Source organism: Pantoea sp. UBA4549, from assembly GCF_002387285.1.
Taxonomy (GTDB): domain Bacteria; phylum Pseudomonadota; class Gammaproteobacteria; order Enterobacterales; family Enterobacteriaceae; genus Pantoea; species Pantoea borealis.
In genome coordinates this window covers 658,097-676,598 of sequence record NZ_DGLH01000009.1, presented here as the reverse complement: position 1 = coordinate 676,598, position 18,502 = coordinate 658,097, and the positions used below count along the sequence as shown (strand labels likewise).

Here is an 18,502-nt window from a genome sequence, read left to right as displayed (position 1 = left end):
CCTTGCCGGGCGCTGGTTAAAATAAAGGGCAAGGAGAAGCATAGCCTGGCTGAGATATCCTGCAGGCGCAGCGGCAGTTACTGAAAGCGACTCATTTTATCGCGTGCCAGGCGTTCCAGGGCAAAGATCACCTGCTGCAGCTGGCGTTCCTGCACCGGTTCAATTGCCGTGAAACGAAAGCTCAGCCGCGGTATGACACAGGCTTCGCCTTTGCGTACTACGCTGCGCTCGCCAATATGCAGCAGCTCTGCGGTGACCTCAAACTGACCAAACTCGCCCAGCTCGACCCGCAGCTGGCGGAACGTATCACCACGGGCAAGGTCTTCCGGCAGTGTCCCTTCCGGTAATACCCCGACCCCGCCCAGCGAAAGATCCTGCAGGCGAAAGCGCGCCGGGCTGCCATCCGGCCAGTGGGTATAACACCAGAAAGCCGGCTCCAGCGGGGCGTTAATGCGGAAAAATTCGCGGCGCTGGATTTGCCAGGCGCACGCCGGCAGCGGGGCACTGAACGCGGGCAATCCTTCATATTCAACCAGCGACAGGGCGGCCAGGGTGAACTCAATTTTGGCACCGTAGGTCTCTGCACAAACGTTGAAGTCGGGACTCTCCAGTACCCACTCATTGCTCAATGCATTGCTGCCCAGATCGAAAATAATGCACTCTTCATCGGCAACCAGCAGACGGCTGATAAACTGTCCGCGATTAAACGTTACCATCAGGGGAGTTTGATAGCGCGACAGATCCCTCATCACATTCAAAACCGCTAACGTACCTCGCTTGAGATACTGTTCGTTATCGGCGTCTTTCACATCCTGCTCCCCGCTGCTGCGCTTATCGTCATTATGTGACGATTATCGGCGTTACGCGCTGAAGCTTTAGCGGCTGGCTGCTGATTAAAGCGGCAGTCGCGCTGCAGGTAAAAAAATCCCGTCTATACTTATCGCAGTGAACACCTTGATTCATAACGTAAGGAGCAACAAATGGGTATTCTTTCATGGATTATTTTTGGTCTGATCGCCGGTATTCTCGCTAAGTGGATTATGCCAGGTAAAGATGGCGGCGGCTTCATCCTGACCGTGGTACTGGGTATCATCGGTGCGGTTGTCGGCGGCTGGATCAGTACCCTGTTTGGTTTCGGCAGAGTTGACGGGTTTAACTTCGGCAGCTTTGTTGTGGCGGTGATCGGTGCCATCGTGGTGCTGTTTATCTACCGCAAAGTGCGCAGTTAACTCTGCCCGTATAAAAAAACCGCGGCCTCCGGGCCGCGGTTTTTTTTCGGCTATAGCCAGCGCGAAATCAATTCGCGCGCTGCAGCGCCGGCATATCAGGTATGTCGCTGGCGCTGTTACAGGTTTTTTCTTTCGGGCAATATTTATCCAGCAGCATCAGCGTCACGCCGTTGGTCCAGCCGAAGCCATCCTGCAGCGGGTATTCACCGCCGCCACCGCCACCCAGCTGCGCGCCCTCAACCACATATTTTTCCACCAGCTTATGCTCTTTGTCATAGGTCTGCTGAACGTTTTGCAGGAAGCGCTGGCCAATCTGGCGTGCCAGCTGTGGCTGATTGTAATGCTCCAGCCCTTCTACTGCTACCCACTGCAGCGGTGCCCAGCCATTGGGTGCATCCCACTGCTGGCCATTATTGACCGTGGTTGTCACCAGACCACCGGGTTTAAGCAACTGTTTTTCCACAGCAGAAGCGGTACGCTCAGCCTGTTTATCCCCGGCCAGCTGCATATAGAGCGGGAAAAGAGAAGCAGCCGTCAGCTGGTTATGAACCTGTTTTTTACTGAAATCGTAATCGGCATACCAGCCCTGTTTCTCATCCCACAGGTAACGATTAATCGCTGCCTGGCGTTTTTCAGCCGCCGCGGCAAACGCTTTCGCTTTGTCATCCTGTTTTGCCAGTCTGGCTGATTTTGACAGCGTCTGTTCCAGATGAAACAGCAGGCTGTTGAGATCAACCGGCACCAGCTCTGTGGTACGGATAGAGGCGAGATGATGCGCATCGGTAAACCAGCGCGAGCTGAAATCCCAGCCTGACGCCGCGCCGGCGCGCAGGTTGCGCCAGAGCTGCGGCTTGTCACGTTCCGGTGTTTTTTCAGCTGTCTTTACATCATCCAGCCAGGATTCGGTACGCGGCACGTCGCGTGCGTCCCAGTAGCGATTAAGCAGGGTACCATCAGACAATTTCACCACCCGCTTGCTGGCATGACCGGCCGCCACGCTGTCGCTGTCCGCCATCCAGTAGTCATACTCCTTCTGCAGCTGCGGCTGGTAATGCCGGTAAACCTCATCGCCTTTATGCGTTGCCAGCAGGTCCACCATCAGGCTAAAGAACGGCGGCTGCGACCGGCTGAGATAATAGCTGCGGTTGCCGTTAGGGATATGCCCGTAGCGATCGAGCTCAGTGGCAAAGTTATCGACCATGTCCTGTACGCGATCCCAGTTGCCGCTCTCTGCAAGGCCCAGCATGGTAAAATAGCTGTCCCAGTAATAGACCTCGCGGAAACGTCCGCCTGGCACGACGTAAGGTTTTGGCAGCGGCAGCAGCGAATCATACTGGCCGGCATCCGGCGTGCTGCGCGTCAGCACCGGCCACAAGCCGTTGATGTGCTCACGCAGGCTCTGCCCGGCAGGCGGTACATACTTATCCTGCGCTTTGGGCAGGGTGAAATTCATATCAACAAAGCGTTTGAGATCGAAATTGCGCTGCTTTTTTTGCATCTGCCAGTCAGCAAGTATCGAGGCAGGATCATATTTCGGGATCGCGTCAGCAAAGGTTTTCTGATCGGGATAGAACTGCGCTTTCTGCACGGCGCTGAAGAGCGGACCCAGGCGTACATCGGGCGGCTGCGGCGGCTGGCTCAGCATCCGGCTCCCGGTTTCGGCATGCGCCAGCGTGCTGGTTGCCAGCAGGGCAGTGGTAAGCAGCAGAGAGAGACGCGCGGGCATAAATATGACATTTTTTCTCATCGGTTTTTCTCCTTGTCCGAAAACGTGGTTCGCTAACGTATTGACCACTCAACCAACTTTAGTCGCTATCGCGCCGCCCGGCGCTGCAGGGCGATGGAAATGTGAAGCGCTGCCGGGTAATTGCGCAGGAAATTGTTGCTGCTGGCGTTTTTTACTTGCTCCGCCGCGTGGTTTCCCGGAGGCTGAAAGAAAATGAGGAAGCGTATGAAGATTATCTGGTATCACCCGTCAATGGACGCGCAGTGCTGGCTTACGGGACTTGCCCGTCGACTGCCGGACGCGGAAATCCGGCTGTGGCAGCCAGGCGATGATGCCTGCGCAGATTATGCCATAGTGCGTTCGCCGCCGGTGGAAATGCTGGCGGGGCGAAATCTGAAGGGACTGTTCGCGATGGGAGCGGGCGTCGACGAACTTCTGCAGCAGCAGCGTCAGCATCCTGACAGGCTGAGTGACCAGGTGCCGCTGTACCGCCTGGAGGATACCGGCATGGCACAGCAGATGCAGGAGTACGCGAACTGGTGCGTGCTGGGCTGGTATCGTCGCTTTGCTGACTATCAGCGCAAGCAGCAGGCGCGCTGCTGGCAGCCGCTGCCGCTGCCGGCGCGCGACACCTTCACCATTGGTGTTCTCGGGGCGGGCGTGCTGGGCCGCAGCGTGCTGGAAAGCCTGCAGCAATGGGGGTTTCCGCTGCGCTGCTGGAGTCGCACGCCGAAAACCCTGCCTGGCGTGCACGCCTTCCACGGTGCCGCCGCGCTGCACGACTTTCTTGCCGGCTGCCAGGTCGTGATTGATCTGCTGCCCGCCACGCCGGAAACCACCGATCTTATTAACGCGGATTTCCTGCGCGCGTTGCCGCACGGCGCACACTTTCTCAACCTGGCGCGCGGCGCGCACGTGGTGGAAGCGGACCTGCTGGCAGCGCTTAACAGCGGGCAACTTGCCGCCGCCGCGCTGGATGTCTTTCAGCAGGAGCCGCTGCCAGCGGACGATGCGCTCTGGCAGCATCCGCACGTCACCATCACGCCCCACAGTGCCGCTATTACGCTGCCGGAGCAGGCAATGGACGCTATTGCCAGCGCCATTCAGCAGCTGGAAAAAGGGCAGCAGCCCCCGGGGCGCGTGGATCGCCAGCGCGGCTATTAATTTATCTCAGAGGAGCAAAATATGTATCCCGTTGACCTGCATATGCACACCGTAGCCAGTACGCACGCCTACAGTACGCTGCATGACTATGTCGCCCAGGCGAAACAGACTGGCCTGAAGCTCTTTGCCATTACCGACCACGGCCCTGATATGGCAGATGCGCCGCACCACTGGCATTTCATCAATATGCGCATCTGGCCGCGGGTTATTGACGGCGTGGGGATCCTGCGCGGAATTGAAGCGAACATTAAGAATCAGCAGGGCGAGATCGACTGCAGCGGACCGATGCTGGATGCCTTGGATCTGATTGTGGCGGGGTTTCACGAGCCGGTCTACACGCCGCGCGACAAAGCGCACCATACTGAGGCGATGATCGCCGCGATGGCAGGCGGGCTGGTGCATATCATCAGCCATCCGGGCAATCCCAAATTCCCGGTAGATATTCGCGCGATTGCCGAAGCCGCAGCCCACTACAACGTGGCGCTGGAGATCAATAACTCCTCGTTTACCCATTCGCGTCCGGGCAGCGAACCCAACTGCCGCGCGATTGCGGAGGCGGTGCGTGACGCGGGCGGGCAGCTGGCCTTCGGCTCCGATTCCCATACCGCCTTTACGCTGGGGCATTTTGAGCACTGCCTGCGCATTACGCGCGAGGTGGATTTCCCTGAAGATCGGGTGTTAAATGTCACGCCGCGCCGCCTGCTCGACTTTCTGGAGCAGCGCAGCGGTAAACGGATCGCGGAATTACTGGATTTTTAATGTTGTAGTGAGGAATGCTGCCAGATGAATGAATTTTCTATGCTTTGCCGGGTGATCGGCTCCCTGTTTAACCGTCAGCCTCAGGATCCGCTGCTGATGCCGCTGTTTACGCTGCTGCGCGAAGGCAAAATGCAGGCACATTGGCCGCTGGAGCAGGATGCGCTGCTGACGCGTCTGCAGCAGAGTAGCGATCCGCAGGCGCTGGCAGCGGATTACAACGCGCTGTTTGTCGGTCAGGAGTGCAGCGTGCCGCCTTATGCGTCTCAGTGGCCGGAAGGCGCACCGGAAGCGGAGATCCGGGCATTTCTCAGCGCGCGCGGCATGCCGCTCAGTGACGCACCCGCCGATCACTTTGGCGTACTGCTGCTGGCGGCGTCGTGGCTTGAAGATCAGTCTGCAGAAGATGAATCTGACGCGCAGCGCGCGCTGTTTGAATCTTATCTGCTGCCGTGGTGCGGCGCATTCCTTGGCAAAGTTGAAGCGCACGCCACCACGGCGTTTTATCGCACGCTGGCTGAGCTGAGTCGCGAGGCGATTCAGGCGATGTATGACGAGCTGAGCGAAGACGATACGCCGCAGGCGTAATCGCTGGCAGGGATCGCTGCTGCCGGAGGCTCGTGCAGATAAGCCGCGTCTCCGGCAGACGCGCTGATGTATTGCTGAAACCTGGGCGACGCCTGCAGATGCCGACGGCTTCAGGCTCAGCAGAGAGCACTAACGCCGGCGCAGCCGCGGGAAACGCGCGTGCATACGCAGATTGCGCAGGTTAAGCACGGCAATAGCGGTGCCCAGCACCACCAGCGATGCGCCAAACACTTTAAAGCTGTTCATACTGTCACCCAGCACCGTCACGCCCATGATCACAGCCAGCACCGGCGTCAGCAGCGAGTAGGGCATGATCAGATTGACATTATATTTTTTCAGCAGGGCGTACCACAGCGTATAGGCAACAATCGAAGAGGCGATAGCGCTATAAAGGATGCCGAACCAGCCGTGCCAGCCCGCCGCTTTAAGGGCGCTGAACTGGTGTGATTCCGTCAGCCATGAGGCGGCGCCGACCAGCGGCACGGCGAGAAATGAGATCCAGCCGGTCAGCGTCAGCGGACTGATAGGCGGCGACTTTTTGACAATCATGTTGCTGACCGCCCAGCCAAACGCGCTGCACAGCAGGATACAGAGTACCCACCAGGCGGGAATAGTCGGGCTGCCGGAGAGCACGGCCACGCCGCTCAGAGAGATAGCGATGCCGCACAGCTGCACCAGCCGCAGCTTCTCTTTCAGAATGGCCATCGCCAGCAGCATCGCAATAGGGGTGCCCAGCTGCACGACGATAGCCGCCGTGCCGGCATCGGTATAGCGCATGCCGACAAACAGCAGAGAGAAGTGCATAAAGCCAAAGGTAAACGCGAGCGTAATAAGCCAGGGCAGCTGCGCGCGCGTGATGCGGCAAAAGGGCACCAGCAGCAGGGCGACCACAACAAAGCGCATCCACGTCAGAAACAGCGGCGGCAGCTCCAGCAGCCCCCATTTAACCGCCACGTTGTTAAACGCCCAGATGGATACTACAAACAGAATCAGAAAAAAATGCCGTACGGCCACGCGGTTATCCTTACCAGAAAAATGAACTTACGCTTAATAATGGCATGAAGCCTGCGGCACAGGACACCTGAACCCGATGGTTTAGCACTCATCCGCAAAAGCGCTGTTTTATAATTACAACATACTAATAACTGTACGTTGTTCCGGCCCTCCGCTTTTGCATAAGCATGGTGCGGAAAAACATAAGACAGGGCGGGCATTTACTGTCACAGTAACGCTTCACAGTGAACGCAGCAGAGGAGCCTGCCAGCGATGACGGAGCGTTATGCTTTACCCCTGGCGTTAATACAGCTTGAAGTCCCGCCCCCGCAGGTGGTGGCAAAAACTGGCGAACAGCCTGCGTGGTTTATTGATGCGCTGCAGCTGCAGCCGGACGACTATATTATTGTGCGCCCGCACCGCGGTGAGGCGCTGCCGGGCTGGCAGGAGATTGGTGGGGCGATCCTCAGCGGCTCATGGGCGATGGTCACTGACCACGCCGGGTGGAGTGAGCGCACTGCGGCCTGGATACGCGGCGCAATGGAGGCGCAGCTGCCGCTGCTTGGCGTCTGCTATGGTCATCAGCTGATGGCCTATGCGCTGGGGGGTGAGGTCGGCGATAATCCTCGCGGCTGGGAACGCGGACTGCAGACCGTCACGCGCACGGCTTCTGATCCCTGGCTGGACGGGTTACCGGCGCACTTTTCCGCGTGGCTGTCGCACCGTCAGTCGGTACTGGCACCGCCGCCACAGGCCACTATTCTGGCCTGCTCAGCGCAGGATGATTGTCAGGTATTACGCTATTCACCGCAGGCATTTTCTGTTCAGTTTCACCCGGAGTTCAGTCGCGAGATCATGACGGCGTGTACACCGGCTGGCGTAGAGCCAGATAGCGCGGTAATGGGTGATACTGACTGGGCACGTACGCTGCTGCATCGCTTCTGGCAGCAGGTACGGCTTCAGGATCAGGCTCAGGAAACGTCGCAGCGCTGACAGCGATAGACCCAGGCGGGCGGCATATTTTTCAGCACGCGCTGCCGCTGCCAGACAAAATAGCGTGACAGATCGTGCCGGGTGAGCGAGGTGTACTGAAACTGGACAAATACCCCGCCAGGAGCCAGTGCATTATGCACCGCGCTCAGGATGGCATGACGGGTAGCTGCAGGCAGCGACAGCAGCGGCAGGCCGGAAAAAATGGCGTCGTATTCCCCCTGCAGCAGCTCCGCTGAGTGTGCCTGAACCCGCATGCGCGGATCGTGCCACTGACGGAGTTCTGCTGCCAGCTGCGGATTGATTTCAAACACGTCAAGCTGCGCGGCCGGTACCATATGCGACAGCACATGGCGAGTCAGCACGCCATCACCGGCGCCCAGTTCAGCTACGCGCAGGCTCTTTTCCCACGCTACTGCATTACACATACAGCGACATAGTGCCGCTGATGACGGGGTAACGCTGCCGATTCTGCGCGGATCGCGAATAAACTGCTGCACAAAGTTTGCTTTGGACCGCATTGCCGTTAGGGCTGAAGCCAGCATCTTTCTCTCCTGAATCTGTGGTCTGCAGGGTATTGACCACATATCACGTTCAGGTTTCGCTTTTGCGCTGCAGAAAAGCCAAACTCAGACTTTTCCGGCCTGTGCGATCGTGCATTGCCATCACACCATTTCCCGCGTCCGCTCACAGTTTCCTGCCTGTATACCTGACAGGCTGGACACGATCGCGCAATGTTAATTAACGGTTTAAAAGTTGTTAAATTTCATTCGCTCTGTAAGGGGAAATATCATGCGTTACGCTGCTCCGGGAGAACAGGGTTCTCTGATCACTCTGCAATCGCAGTATGGCAACTTTATCAACGGCGAGTTTGCCGCGCCGGTCAACGGTCACTATTTTACCAACACCTCACCGGTTAACGGCAGTGCAATTGGCGAATTTCCGCGTTCCGACCGGGCAGATATTGATAATGCAGTCGCGGCGGCTCAGGCGGCGGCAGAGCAGTGGGGCAAGACCTCGCCACAGGCGCGCTCCCTGGTGCTGCTGAAAATTGCCGATCGCCTTGAGCAGAACCTGGAATATGTTGCCGTCAACGAAACCTGGGATAACGGCAAGCCGGTACGCGAAACGCTGGCCGCTGACCTGCCACTGGCGATAGATCATTTTCGCTATTTTGCCGGCTGTGTCCGGGCGCAGGAGGGCAGCGCCGCCGAGATTGATGAATTTACGGCCGCCTATCACTTTCATGAACCGCTGGGCGTAGTGGGACAGATCATTCCCTGGAACTTCCCGCTGTTGATGGCGGCCTGGAAGCTGGCGCCGGCGCTGGGCGCAGGTAACTGTGTGGTGCTGAAACCCGCCGAGCAGACCCCGCTTTCCATCACGCTGTTTGTTGAGTTGATTAAAGACCTGGTCCCGCCAGGCGTCATTAACGTGGTGCACGGCTATGGCAAAGAGGCGGGCGAAGCGCTGGCATCACATCCGGGCATTGCCAAAATTGCCTTTACCGGCTCAACAGCGACCGGCGGCCATATTCTGGAGCTGGCAGCAAAAAGCCTGATCCCGTCGACGGTGGAGCTGGGCGGGAAATCGCCGAATATCTTTTTCGAAGATATCATGCAGGCGGAGGAGAGCTTTATTGAGAAAGCGGCGGAGGGCGTTGTGCTTGGCTTCCTGAACCAGGGCGAAGTCTGTACCTGTCCGTCGCGCGCGCTGGTGCAGGAATCGATCTTTGAACCCTTCATGGCGGCCGTTATGAAGCGCATCAAAACCATTAAACGCGGCGATCCGCTGGATACGGAAACCATGATTGGTGCCCAGGCATCGCAGCAGCAGTTTGATAAGATCCTCTCTTACCTTGAGATTGCACAGCAGGAGGGGGCAGAAGTGCTGCACGGCGGTAACGTTGAGCAGATTGGTGAAGCCTTCAGCGGCGGCTACTACATTCAGCCAACGCTGCTGAAAGGCAATAACAGCATGCGCGTATTTCAGGAAGAAATTTTCGGGCCGGTGGTAGGCATACTGACCTTCAAAGATGAAGCAGAGGCGCTGGCCATTGCTAATGACTCGATTTACGGACTTGGCGCCGGCGTCTGGACGCGTGATATCAACCGCGCTTACCGCATGGGAAGGGCAATTAAAGCCGGACGCGTCTGGACTAACTGTTACCACCTCTATCCGGCTCATGCGGCATTTGGCGGCTATAAGAAATCAGGCATCGGACGGGAGACGCATAAAATGATGCTGGATCACTATCAGCAAACCAAAAATCTGCTGGTGAGCTACAGCACGCAGCCGCTCGGGTTCTTCTGATTTTCGTGCCGGCAGTTGCTGCAGAGGCTATATTTTCATAAACCTGTCATCTTTGCAGGGCAGGATATGAGAAACGCCTCTGCGCAAAGGAGAGATCATGAACGCAGGATATGACTTTATGGAGCAGCACGATGAGGTGCTGGATGCGGTCGAACAGGACATTATCAGCGTCAATCTGCCCGCTTATGATGCGTCACAGTATGGCACCGAGCGCGAAGCCGCGCGGGAAATGCCGCTGCGCACGTAACAAACAGCTCTCTGTAAAATAAAAAAATCCGCAGCATATCGCCGCGGATTTTTTACAGGGTCTGCTTCAGCGCGCTATTTTACGCAGGCAGAGCACTGATTGTGGATCTGCTGGAAGAAGTCATTACCCTTGTCATCCACCAGAATAAACGCCGGGAAATCTTCGACTTCAATCTTCCAGATCGCTTCCATCCCCAGTTCAGCATACTCCACGCACTCAAGGCTTCTGATGCTCTGCTGCGCCAGTACCGCAGCCGGACCGCCAATACTGCCCAGATAAAAGCCGCCATGCTTATGGCAGGCGTCAGTGACCTGTTTGCTGCGGTTACCTTTAGCCAGCATTACCATGCTGCCGCCGTGCGACTGCAGCAGATCGACATAAGAGTCCATACGACCCGCAGTGGTCGGACCCAGTGAACCCGACGCATGCCCTTCCGGCGTTTTTGCCGGACCGGCATAGTAGACCGGATGATCTTTAATGTACTGTGGCAGCCCTTCGCCATTATCAATACGCTCTTTCAGTTTGGCATGAGCAATGTCGCGCGCCACAATAATGGTGCCGTTCAGCGACAGGCGGGTTGCCACCGGATAAGCGGAGAGCTGCGCCAGAATATCCTGCATCGGGCGATTAAGATCGACCTGGACGACCTCGCCTTCGCCCTGCTGGCGCAGCGCTTCCGGAATATAGCGGCCCGGATTATCTTCCAGCTTCTCAATCCAGATGCCATCACGGTTGATTTTAGCTTTGATGTTACGGTCAGCAGAACAGGAGACGCCCATCCCTACCGGACAGGAGGCACCGTGACGCGGCAGCCTGACCACACGAATATCGTGGGCAAAGTACTTACCGCCAAACTGCGCGCCAAGGCCGAGCTTCTGCGACGCTTCCAGCAGTTCCTGCTCCAGTTCCGTATCGCGAAACGCCTGCCCGTGCTCATTGCCTTCGGTTGGCAGCGAGTCATAGTAGTGCGTTGAGGCGAGCTTAACCGTTTTCAGCGTGCTTTCTGCAGAGGTGCCGCCGATGACAAACGCAATATGGTAGGGCGGGCAGGCAGCGGTGCCGAGCGACATCATCTTATCAATCAGATAGTTTTTTAATTTTGCCGGCGTGATTAACGCCTTGGTTTCCTGATAGAGGTAAGTCTTGTTCGCTGAACCGCCGCCTTTAGCGATGCAGAGAAACTTATACTCATCGCCATCCACGCTATAGAGATCGATCTGAGCCGGCAGGTTAGTGCCGGTATTAACCTCTTTATACATATCCAGCGGGGCGTTCTGCGAATAGCGCAGGTTATCTTCGATATAAGTGTTATAGACACCCTGCGACAGCGCCGCTTCATCGCCGCCGCCGGTCCAGACACGCTGGCCTTTTTTACCCATGATAATGGCGGTGCCGGTATCCTGGCAGGTCGGTAATACGCCCTTGGCGGCAATTTCTGAGTTACGCAGAAACTGCAGCGCGACATATTTATCATTCTGACTCGCTTCATCATCCGCAAGGATGGCGGCAACCTGCTGCTGGTGTGAGGCGCGCAGCATAAAAGAGGCGTCATGAAACGCCTGCTGTGCCAGCAGCGTCAGTGCTTCCGGCGCAACCTTCAGCACCTCTTCACCCTCAAAACTGGCAACCGAAACGTGCTCGCGGCTCAGCAGGTAATATTCAGTATCATCTTTGGCGAGAGGAAAGGGATTCTGGTAATAGAAGGGTTTGTTCGACATGTTGGCTCACTTAGCTTCGTGTTGCCCGCCTGCGCGGCGGGCGGCAAATTAGGCGATCTGTGGTGCAATTTTCTCTCGCCAGCCCGTAACAGGAGCTGACTGGCGAGCATAGTAACACTGAAACAGGCTGACGCGGCTGCGTTTTTTAACATCAAGGCAACATCATCAGAACATCATTACCATCCAGGGGTAAGCGATAACCATCAGCGCCACCAGGAACAGGGCGCCGAAGATGGTGCCAAGGCGCCAGTAATCTTTCGTCGGCAGATAGCCGCTGCCGTAATAGATAGGGCTTGGACCGGTGCCATAAGGAGTAATGATGCCCATCACGCCCAGCGAGGTACACATCATCAGGCAGAACACCGGCATATTGATGCCCGGGATTGAGGCGGCGATGGTCAGCATGGCAGGCAGCAGGGCGGTGGTATGCGCTGTGGTGCTGGCAAACAGATAGTGCAGCAGATAAAAGGCAACCAGCAGCACCACCGCGGAGACCTGAGGATCGTAACCCTGCAGCAGCACCGCACCCTCTTTGCCCAGCCAGGCAATAAAGCCGACGCGTGCCAGGCCATCCGCCAGCGCAACCAGTGTGGCAAACCACGCAAAGGTATTCCATGCGGCTTTATTGCTGGTGATATCGTTCCAGTTGAGTACGCCTGTCCAGAGCATCAGCACAATCACCAGGAGTGCGGCCATGGCCGGTTCTATCCAGGCGGTTGCGAAAATCCACATCATCAGGGCCGCGACGACAAACAGCAGCAGCAGGATCTCATTGCGTGACAGGCGGCCCAGTTTTTCCAGCTCGGCGGTAGCCCAGCGCGGTACCTCGTCGTTTACTTTGACTTCCGGCGGATAGAGCCAGTAAGCCAGCAGTGGCATGGTGAGAATCAGCAGGATCCCCAGCGGCAGGAAAGCGAGGAACCACATACCCCAGCTGATATCGAAGCCAGTAACGCTTTTAACCAGGGCCAGAGCGAGCAGGTTAGGGGCCAGCGCGGAGAGAAACATCGAGCTGGTGATACAGGCTGCGGTAATAGCAACCCACATCAGATAAGAGCCGATTTTGCGGGCGCTGGGATCATTAGGCTTAGAGCCATAGAGCGGCGGCAGGTTGGCAATAATCGGATAGATGGTCCCGCCGCTGCGTGCGGTGTTAGACGGCGTAAACGGAGCCAGCAGCAGGTCAGCGAACGTAATGGCGTAGCCCAGCGTCAGGCTGCGGCGACCCAGATATTTCACCAGAATCAGCGCCAGCCGGCGGCCAAACTGCGTTTTATCGTAGCCGGCTGCAAACATAAAGGCGCCAAAAATCAGCCAGACCGTGGAGTTGCCGAAGCCGCTGACTGCCCATTTGAACGACTGCGCTGCCGTTTTAAATGCCGGGTCGGCCAGTTCTGCCGGGCTAAACAGCACCCACTGGCTAAATAGCGCGATGACCACCACGCCGGTCAGCCCTATCACCGCGCCCGGCAATGGCTCAAAAATCAGACCGACAATCACGCCGACAAAGATAGCAAAAAAGTGCCAGGCGTAAGGCTCCAGTCCGGCAGGTGCAGGCACCAGCAGCAGCAGGAGTGAAACCAGCACCGGCAGGCAGAGCATCAGCAGGCGATTTTTTTTACCCGGCGCCGCAGGCGGCGCTTTAGCAGGGTCATGCGATTGCGTTGAAAGTTTCATAGTTTTTGTCTGCACGTTGAGAAGAATGCGATATCAGTACTGACGGCCGTTTTATCCGGGCGATCCTGATGGCGGCATCAGTACAGGAATTTCATGACGCTTTTTCTAAAGAAAGAAAGCAATTTTGTTTCGCGAATTATCTAATTTATGCCGCTATGATGCGATTAATTAAAATATCTATTTTGATCCAGATCAATAAAATATTTTGCTTATTTTTATCTGCGCTTCTTTCAGAGTGTTATGACAGATTTTTCAAGACAAGAGAAAAGGCGCTGAACAGGATTTGGCAAGATTTTCTCAGGGTTTCGGGCAGGGTGTGGTTTTTAACTAACTGAAAAATATGATTTATTAAAGCTATTTAGATTATCTTTGATTTTAATCAACTTTTGAACGAAACTTAGCATGACGCATTTAGCGCCTTCTTTTTGAAACTTCGCTTCTTTCACTGTTAATTTTTAAAACTAATAATTTAAGTTATGTAACTAAATTAAATGTTATATTTACAGCATGAAGTCGGACCACTTTAATTATTAAACGGGTCGCACTGCCAGGAATTGAATTTCATTTTTGATTTTCGGAGTCACTTATCATGAACACGCTTACCCCGCTGTTAAAACCCCTTACCTTGCCGAAAGGTGCCGTGCTGAAAAATCGTCTGGTAATGGCACCCATGACAACCTGTACCGGCTATTACGACGGTGGCGTCACCAGCGATCTGGTTGAGTACTACCGGGTACGTGCCGGCACAATCGGCACCGTTATTGTAGAGTGTGCGTTTATCGATAATCGTGGTCCGGCATTTCCTGGTGCCATCGCTATTGATAGTGATAACAAAATCCCAGGCCTGGCCAGAATAGCGCACGCGATCAAATCTCAGGGTTCAAAAGCTATCCTGCAGATTTACCACGGTGGTCGTATGGTTGAGCCGGCGCTGATTGGCGGGAAAACGCCTGTCGCACCCAGCGCCATCGCCGCGCCGCGCGAAGGGGCCACCACGCCCCGGGCGCTGACCGCGGATGAAGTCGATGTCATGATCAAAAAATTTGGTGATGCGGTGAACCGCGCCATTAAAGCGGGTTTTGATGGCGTGGAGATTCACGGCGCCAATACCTATCTTATCCAGCAGTTCTATTCGCCCAACTCTAACCAGCGCGATGACAAATGGGGCGGCAGTCGCGATAACCGGGCGCGCTTTCCGCTGGAAGTCCTTGAGATTGCGCATCAGATGGCCGATCGCTTTGCTGCTGCAGACTTTATTATCGGCTATCGCTTTTCACCGGAAGAGATTGAGGTGCCCGGTATCCGCTGGGATGACACACTTTATCTGCTGGAGAAACTGGCCGCGCGTGGCCTTGATTACGTGCACTTCTCCGTTGGTCAGCTGCTGCGTCCTTCCATTGTCGACACCAGCGACCCTACGCCGCTGATTACCAAATATATTGCGCAGCGCTCGGCTCAGCTGGCGCGCATTCCGGTTATTGGCGTCGGCGGCGTGGTGAATAAAGAGGATGCCGAGCTGGCGCTGGAATCGGGCTTCGATCTGGTTGCCGTCGGGAAAGCCTGTATCGCCTGGCCCAACTGGGCCGATCGCATTATTAATAATGAACACCTTGAACTCTACATCGACAGCACCAAACGTGAGGCGCTGACAATTCCGGAACCGCTCTGGCGCTTCTCGCTGGTGGACGCCATGATCCGCGACGTCAGCGACGGCCATCGTAAATATAAAGCCGGGGTGTATCAGGCGAAGGTAGAGGCGGAAGCGCTGAAGCTGAAAATCAACGTCACGCTGGATACCGATCGTATCACTGACATTGAACTGGTGCCGGATCCGGCGCTGGATGTTGACTTCACCAGCACGTTTGACAGCCTGCGCGAGCGCATTCTGGTTGCAAACAGTCCGCACGTGGATGCGGTTACCGGGGCCACTACGCAAAGCGAGGCGCTGAAAAAAGCGGTGTCGCGTGCGCTGGCGACCTCCAGCAAAGAGTATGTGATTGAGGAAGGGGGCAACCCGAATGCACCGGTCAATTACGATGTGGTGGTAATTGGTACCGGCGGTGCCGGTCTCGCTGCTGCTATTCAGGCGCATGACGATGGCGCACGCGTGGTGCTGATCGAGAAAATGCCCACGATTGGCGGAAATACCATTAAAGCGTCAGTGGGGATGAACGCTGCTGAGACGCGCTATCAGAAGTTAAAAGGTATTGAGGACAGCAAGGCGCTGTTTTATGAAGAGACGCTGAAAGGCGGTAAAGGTAAAAACAATCCGCAACTGCTGCATGAGTTTGTCGAACACGCGCCCGAAGCGATTGAGTGGCTGGCCGCGAAGCAGATAGAGCTCAGCGATATCACCATCACGGGCGGGATGAGCATTGACCGCACCCATCGGCCGGAAGATCGCTCGGCGGTAGGGGGCTTCCTGATCAGCGGGCTGGTGAAAAACGTGAATCAGCGCAACATTGAGGTACTGCTCGAAACCTCGGTTGCTGAAATCCTGTGTGAAAACGGCGTGGTTACCGGGGTTAAAGTCGTGGATGAATATAACGACAGCCGCATTCTCAACGCAAAAAGTGTGATTGTTGCGACCGGCGGCTTCAGCGCCAATCGGGAAATGGTGGTGAAATACCGGCCGGAGCTGGATGGTTTTGTTACGACCAACCACGCCGGCGCCACCGGAAGCGGTATCGCCATGCTGCAGCATATTGGTGCCGGTACGGTTGATATGGGTGAAATTCAGATCCATCCCACGGTTGAACAGACGACCTCCTACCTGATTTCAGAAGCGATGCGCGGCGGCGGGGCGATTCTGGTGAGTCAGGCGGGCAAGCGTTTCTATAACGAAATGGAAACGCGCGATAAAGTCTCTGCGGAGATTATTGCACTGCCGGAGAAGAGCGCCTGGATCATCTTTGATGAACAGGTACGGCGCAATAACAAAGCGGCTGACGAATACATTGCCAAAGGGTTTGTCATCAGCGCACCTTCGCCGCACGAGCTGGCTGTTAAGCTCAATATGGATCAGGAGTCGCTGCAGAGTACGCTGGGTCGCTACAATGAGTGCGTAATTAACCAGCATGACGAAGATTTTGGCCGGAAAACCGCGCTGCGCCATCCGCTTAATCAGGGGCCTTACTACGCTATTCGCGTGGCACCCGGCGTTCATCACACCATGGGCGGCGTGACCATTAACACGGATACGGCAGTCCTGGATGCACAGAATCAGGTGATCACCGGCGCCTGGGCTGCCGGAGAAGTGGTCGGCGGTATTCACGGTGCCAACCGCATCGGCGGGAATGCCGTAGCGGATATCATCATCTTCGGGATTAAAGCGGGGCGTAACGCCGCTAAACTCGCCTTAGGTAACTAACCTGTACCGGTGTCCGTGTGTACGGGCACCGGCAGTGATGAGGCAATTATGGCTAATGAGGCAGGTGTCTACAGCTATTCTGCAGTTCAGATGGGATCGCCTGTTCTGCTTAAACTCTTTGAAAATAATCCCGGACTTGCCCGGCAGGTGTTTCGTCTGATTGCGCAGCTGGAGACGATCTTTACCGTTAACCGGACGCAGTCAGAAGTGATGGCGATTAACCATGCCGCCGGCGAGCAGCCGGTGGCGGTCAGCCCGGCGGTTTTTAACCTGATCCAGATAGCCCATACGGTCAGCACGCTACCGGATAGCGCGTTCAACTTCGCCATTGGTCCCATCGTTAAGCGCTGGAAAATTGGTTTTCAGGGTAATAGCGTGCCGCCTGCCGCTGACATTACCGCACTCTTACCCCTTACCAACCCGCATCAGGTCGTGCTGGACGCAGCAGCGCAGACGGTCTATCTGCCGCAGCGCGGTATGGAGATTGATCTGGGTGCCATTGCTAAAGGCTATATTGCCGATCGGGTACAGCAGTGGCTGCGTCAGCAGGGGATCACACAGGCGTTAATCAATCTGGGCGGCAACGTGCAGACGCTGGGTTCGCCCCCGCATGAACCGCAGGGGTGGCATATTGGGCTGAAAAAGCCTTTCGCTGATGATAACACTTTGCTCGGCGTAATAGCGGTGCAGGAGAAGTCAGTCGTCACGTCCGGGATCTATGAGCGTTACTTTGAACAACAGGGGCGCTGCTGGCACCATATTTTTGATCCGCGTACCGGCTATCCGCTGGATAACGAGCTGTTAAGCGTGACGGTCATTAGCGATCGCTCGCTGGATGGCGACATCTATACCACGCTGCTGTATGGCATGGGAACAGAGCAGGGACTGAACTGGCTCGCCAGCCAGTCCGACATTGACGCCATCTTTGTTACCCGCGATCGGCAGATCATCTGCTCTTCCCCGCGCCACTACAGGTTTCAGCTCACCGATACGACGTGGAACCTGCGCTACTGACAATACTGCTGCAGCAGCGAGCGATATTCCGGCTGCAGACGATAGCGATAGACCGGGCGGCCGGTGGCGCCGTAATGAATGCTGGTAAACAGGATATTAATCTGCGCCAGCCAGATTAAATATTTGCGGCAGGAGACGCGCGAAATATTAACCTCTGCGGCCAGTTCATCGGTTGAAAACTCTTGTCCCGGATGTGCATCTATCCACTGACAGAGCGTGCGCAGCGTTTGTGGCGTCAGCCCTTTAGGCAGACGCTTGTTATCGTGATGCGTTGCCGGATTGCCGTGGATCAGCAGGTCGACGTCAGACTGCTGATAGTGCTGGTGGTTATCCATCAGCGATTTTTTCTGCTGCCAGCTGGTCAGCGCCTCTTCAAAACGCGGGAACTGGAACGGCTTGATAAGGTAATCAACCACGCCGTAGTGCAGCGAGGTTTTAATATTTTCGGCATCAGCCGCAGAGGAGATGATGATCACTTCTGTCGGGCTTTGCGCTTTACGCAGCTCTGGCAGCAGATCCAGGCCATTCTCCTGCTGCATATAGATATCCAGCAGCAGCAGATCGATCGGCGTGTCGCTGTTGAATAAAAAATCGCGCGCCTGCTGCAGCGTCGCCGCAGTGCCGCAGCAGTGAAAACCAGGTACCTGACCGATAAAACTGCGGTTGAGTTCGGCAACCATGGCATCATCGTCAACCACTAATACATTAATCATGCGG

General features: G+C 56.0%; 16 protein-coding genes. 9 read left to right on the top strand and 7 right to left on the bottom strand.

Annotated features, from left to right (window positions below; translation table 11 throughout):
• Nucleotides 1–77 precede the first annotated feature (77 nt).
• The gene (locus tag B3041_RS09875; protein ID WP_292971992.1) at nt 78–809 is read right to left on the bottom strand and encodes a flagellar brake protein; all 732 of its coding nucleotides are present in this window, start codon (nt 807–809) and stop codon (nt 78–80) included.
• 171 nt (nt 810–980) lie between these two features.
• On the opposite strand from B3041_RS09875, the gene B3041_RS09870 reads away from it, so the two are divergent.
• Entirely contained in the window at nt 981–1,229 is a 249-nt protein-coding gene (locus B3041_RS09870) for a GlsB/YeaQ/YmgE family stress response membrane protein (RefSeq protein WP_039383925.1), read from the top strand.
• Nucleotides 1,230–1,296: 67 nt separating this feature from the next.
• Here B3041_RS09870 and treA read toward each other — a convergent pair whose 3' ends face one another.
• Nucleotides 1,297–2,976, bottom strand: a complete 1,680-nt coding sequence (treA, locus tag B3041_RS09865; protein ID WP_065649549.1) for an alpha,alpha-trehalase TreA — start codon at nt 2,974–2,976, stop codon at nt 1,297–1,299.
• 204 nt (nt 2,977–3,180) lie between these two features.
• Here treA and ghrA point away from each other — a divergent pair, with 204 nt between their 5' ends.
• From ghrA to B3041_RS09850, 3 genes are read left to right on the top strand one after another with little or no spacing between them, the layout of a single operon-like run.
• Nucleotides 3,181–4,119: a glyoxylate/hydroxypyruvate reductase GhrA gene (gene ghrA / locus B3041_RS09860; RefSeq protein ID WP_292971987.1), complete on the top strand. Its 939-nt coding sequence runs from the start codon at nt 3,181–3,183 to the stop codon at nt 4,117–4,119.
• Nucleotides 4,120–4,140: 21 nt separating this feature from the next.
• Complete coding sequence (locus tag B3041_RS09855) at nt 4,141–4,878, top strand: phosphatase (RefSeq protein WP_065649547.1); 738 nt, start codon at nt 4,141–4,143, stop codon at nt 4,876–4,878.
• A gap of 24 nt (nt 4,879–4,902) precedes the next feature.
• Nucleotides 4,903–5,463, top strand: a complete 561-nt coding sequence (locus B3041_RS09850; protein WP_292971981.1) for a TorD/DmsD family molecular chaperone — start codon at nt 4,903–4,905, stop codon at nt 5,461–5,463.
• 129 nt (nt 5,464–5,592) lie between these two features.
• Here B3041_RS09850 and B3041_RS09845 read toward each other — a convergent pair whose 3' ends face one another.
• Nucleotides 5,593–6,477 (bottom strand): DMT family transporter, encoded by an 885-nt coding sequence (locus tag B3041_RS09845; protein ID WP_065649545.1) that lies wholly within the window; start codon nt 6,475–6,477, stop codon nt 5,593–5,595.
• A 252-nt stretch (nt 6,478–6,729) separates the two neighbouring features.
• On the opposite strand from B3041_RS09845, the gene B3041_RS09840 reads away from it, so the two are divergent.
• Nucleotides 6,730–7,449: a glutamine amidotransferase gene (locus B3041_RS09840; RefSeq protein ID WP_292971977.1), complete on the top strand. Its 720-nt coding sequence runs from the start codon at nt 6,730–6,732 to the stop codon at nt 7,447–7,449.
• Here B3041_RS09840 and B3041_RS09835 read toward each other — a convergent pair.
• Nucleotides 7,428–7,991: a class I SAM-dependent methyltransferase gene (locus B3041_RS09835; protein WP_065649543.1), complete on the bottom strand. Its 564-nt coding sequence runs from the start codon at nt 7,989–7,991 to the stop codon at nt 7,428–7,430. The genes B3041_RS09840 and B3041_RS09835 overlap by 22 nt on opposite strands.
• A 247-nt stretch (nt 7,992–8,238) precedes the next feature.
• On the opposite strand from B3041_RS09835, the gene B3041_RS09830 reads away from it, so the two are divergent.
• Complete coding sequence (locus B3041_RS09830) at nt 8,239–9,759, top strand: aldehyde dehydrogenase family protein (RefSeq protein ID WP_292971973.1); 1,521 nt, start codon at nt 8,239–8,241, stop codon at nt 9,757–9,759.
• Nucleotides 9,760–9,856: 97 nt separating this feature from the next.
• Nucleotides 9,857–10,006: a hypothetical protein gene (locus B3041_RS09825; RefSeq protein WP_292971970.1), complete on the top strand. Its 150-nt coding sequence runs from the start codon at nt 9,857–9,859 to the stop codon at nt 10,004–10,006.
• A 74-nt stretch (nt 10,007–10,080) separates the two neighbouring features.
• Here B3041_RS09825 and fumA read toward each other — a convergent pair whose 3' ends face one another.
• Nucleotides 10,081–11,724 (bottom strand): class I fumarate hydratase FumA, encoded by a 1,644-nt coding sequence (fumA, locus tag B3041_RS09820; RefSeq protein WP_065649541.1) that lies wholly within the window; start codon nt 11,722–11,724, stop codon nt 10,081–10,083.
• 165 nt (nt 11,725–11,889) lie between these two features.
• The gene (locus B3041_RS09815) at nt 11,890–13,401 is read right to left on the bottom strand and encodes an anion permease (protein WP_065649540.1); all 1,512 of its coding nucleotides are present in this window, start codon (nt 13,399–13,401) and stop codon (nt 11,890–11,892) included.
• A gap of 589 nt (nt 13,402–13,990) precedes the next feature.
• On the opposite strand from B3041_RS09815, the gene B3041_RS09810 reads away from it, so the two are divergent.
• Nucleotides 13,991–16,771 (top strand): flavocytochrome c, encoded by a 2,781-nt coding sequence (locus B3041_RS09810; RefSeq protein ID WP_065649538.1) that lies wholly within the window; start codon nt 13,991–13,993, stop codon nt 16,769–16,771.
• 48 nt (nt 16,772–16,819) lie between these two features.
• Entirely contained in the window at nt 16,820–17,785 is a 966-nt protein-coding gene (locus B3041_RS09805; protein ID WP_292971964.1) for an FAD:protein FMN transferase, read from the top strand.
• On the opposite strand, the gene dcuR is transcribed toward B3041_RS09805, so the two are convergent.
• Nucleotides 17,779–18,498, bottom strand: a complete 720-nt coding sequence (dcuR, locus tag B3041_RS09800) for a two-component system response regulator DcuR (protein ID WP_065649536.1) — start codon at nt 18,496–18,498, stop codon at nt 17,779–17,781. The two genes, B3041_RS09805 and dcuR, sit on opposite strands and share 7 nt — an antisense overlap.
• Between the last annotated feature and the right edge of the window lie 4 nt (nt 18,499–18,502).

Coding starts and splice junctions, on each gene's coding strand:
- B3041_RS09870 (WP_039383925.1), top strand. CDS start 981: ATGGGTATTCTTTCATGGATTATTTTTGGTCTGATCGCCGGTATTCTC.
- treA (WP_065649549.1), bottom strand. CDS start 2,976: ATGAGAAAAAATGTCATATTTATGCCCGCGCGTCTCTCTCTGCTGCTT.
- ghrA (WP_292971987.1), top strand. CDS start 3,181: ATGAAGATTATCTGGTATCACCCGTCAATGGACGCGCAGTGCTGGCTT.
- B3041_RS09855 (WP_065649547.1), top strand. CDS start 4,141: ATGTATCCCGTTGACCTGCATATGCACACCGTAGCCAGTACGCACGCC.
- B3041_RS09850 (WP_292971981.1), top strand. CDS start 4,903: ATGAATGAATTTTCTATGCTTTGCCGGGTGATCGGCTCCCTGTTTAAC.
- B3041_RS09840 (WP_292971977.1), top strand. CDS start 6,730: ATGACGGAGCGTTATGCTTTACCCCTGGCGTTAATACAGCTTGAAGTC.
- B3041_RS09835 (WP_065649543.1), bottom strand. CDS start 7,991: ATGCTGGCTTCAGCCCTAACGGCAATGCGGTCCAAAGCAAACTTTGTG.
- B3041_RS09830 (WP_292971973.1), top strand. CDS start 8,239: ATGCGTTACGCTGCTCCGGGAGAACAGGGTTCTCTGATCACTCTGCAA.
- B3041_RS09825 (WP_292971970.1), top strand. CDS start 9,857: ATGAACGCAGGATATGACTTTATGGAGCAGCACGATGAGGTGCTGGAT.
- fumA (WP_065649541.1), bottom strand. CDS start 11,724: ATGTCGAACAAACCCTTCTATTACCAGAATCCCTTTCCTCTCGCCAAA.
- B3041_RS09815 (WP_065649540.1), bottom strand. CDS start 13,401: ATGAAACTTTCAACGCAATCGCATGACCCTGCTAAAGCGCCGCCTGCG.
- B3041_RS09810 (WP_065649538.1), top strand. CDS start 13,991: ATGAACACGCTTACCCCGCTGTTAAAACCCCTTACCTTGCCGAAAGGT.
- B3041_RS09805 (WP_292971964.1), top strand. CDS start 16,820: ATGGCTAATGAGGCAGGTGTCTACAGCTATTCTGCAGTTCAGATGGGA.
- dcuR (WP_065649536.1), bottom strand. CDS start 18,498: ATGATTAATGTATTAGTGGTTGACGATGATGCCATGGTTGCCGAACTC.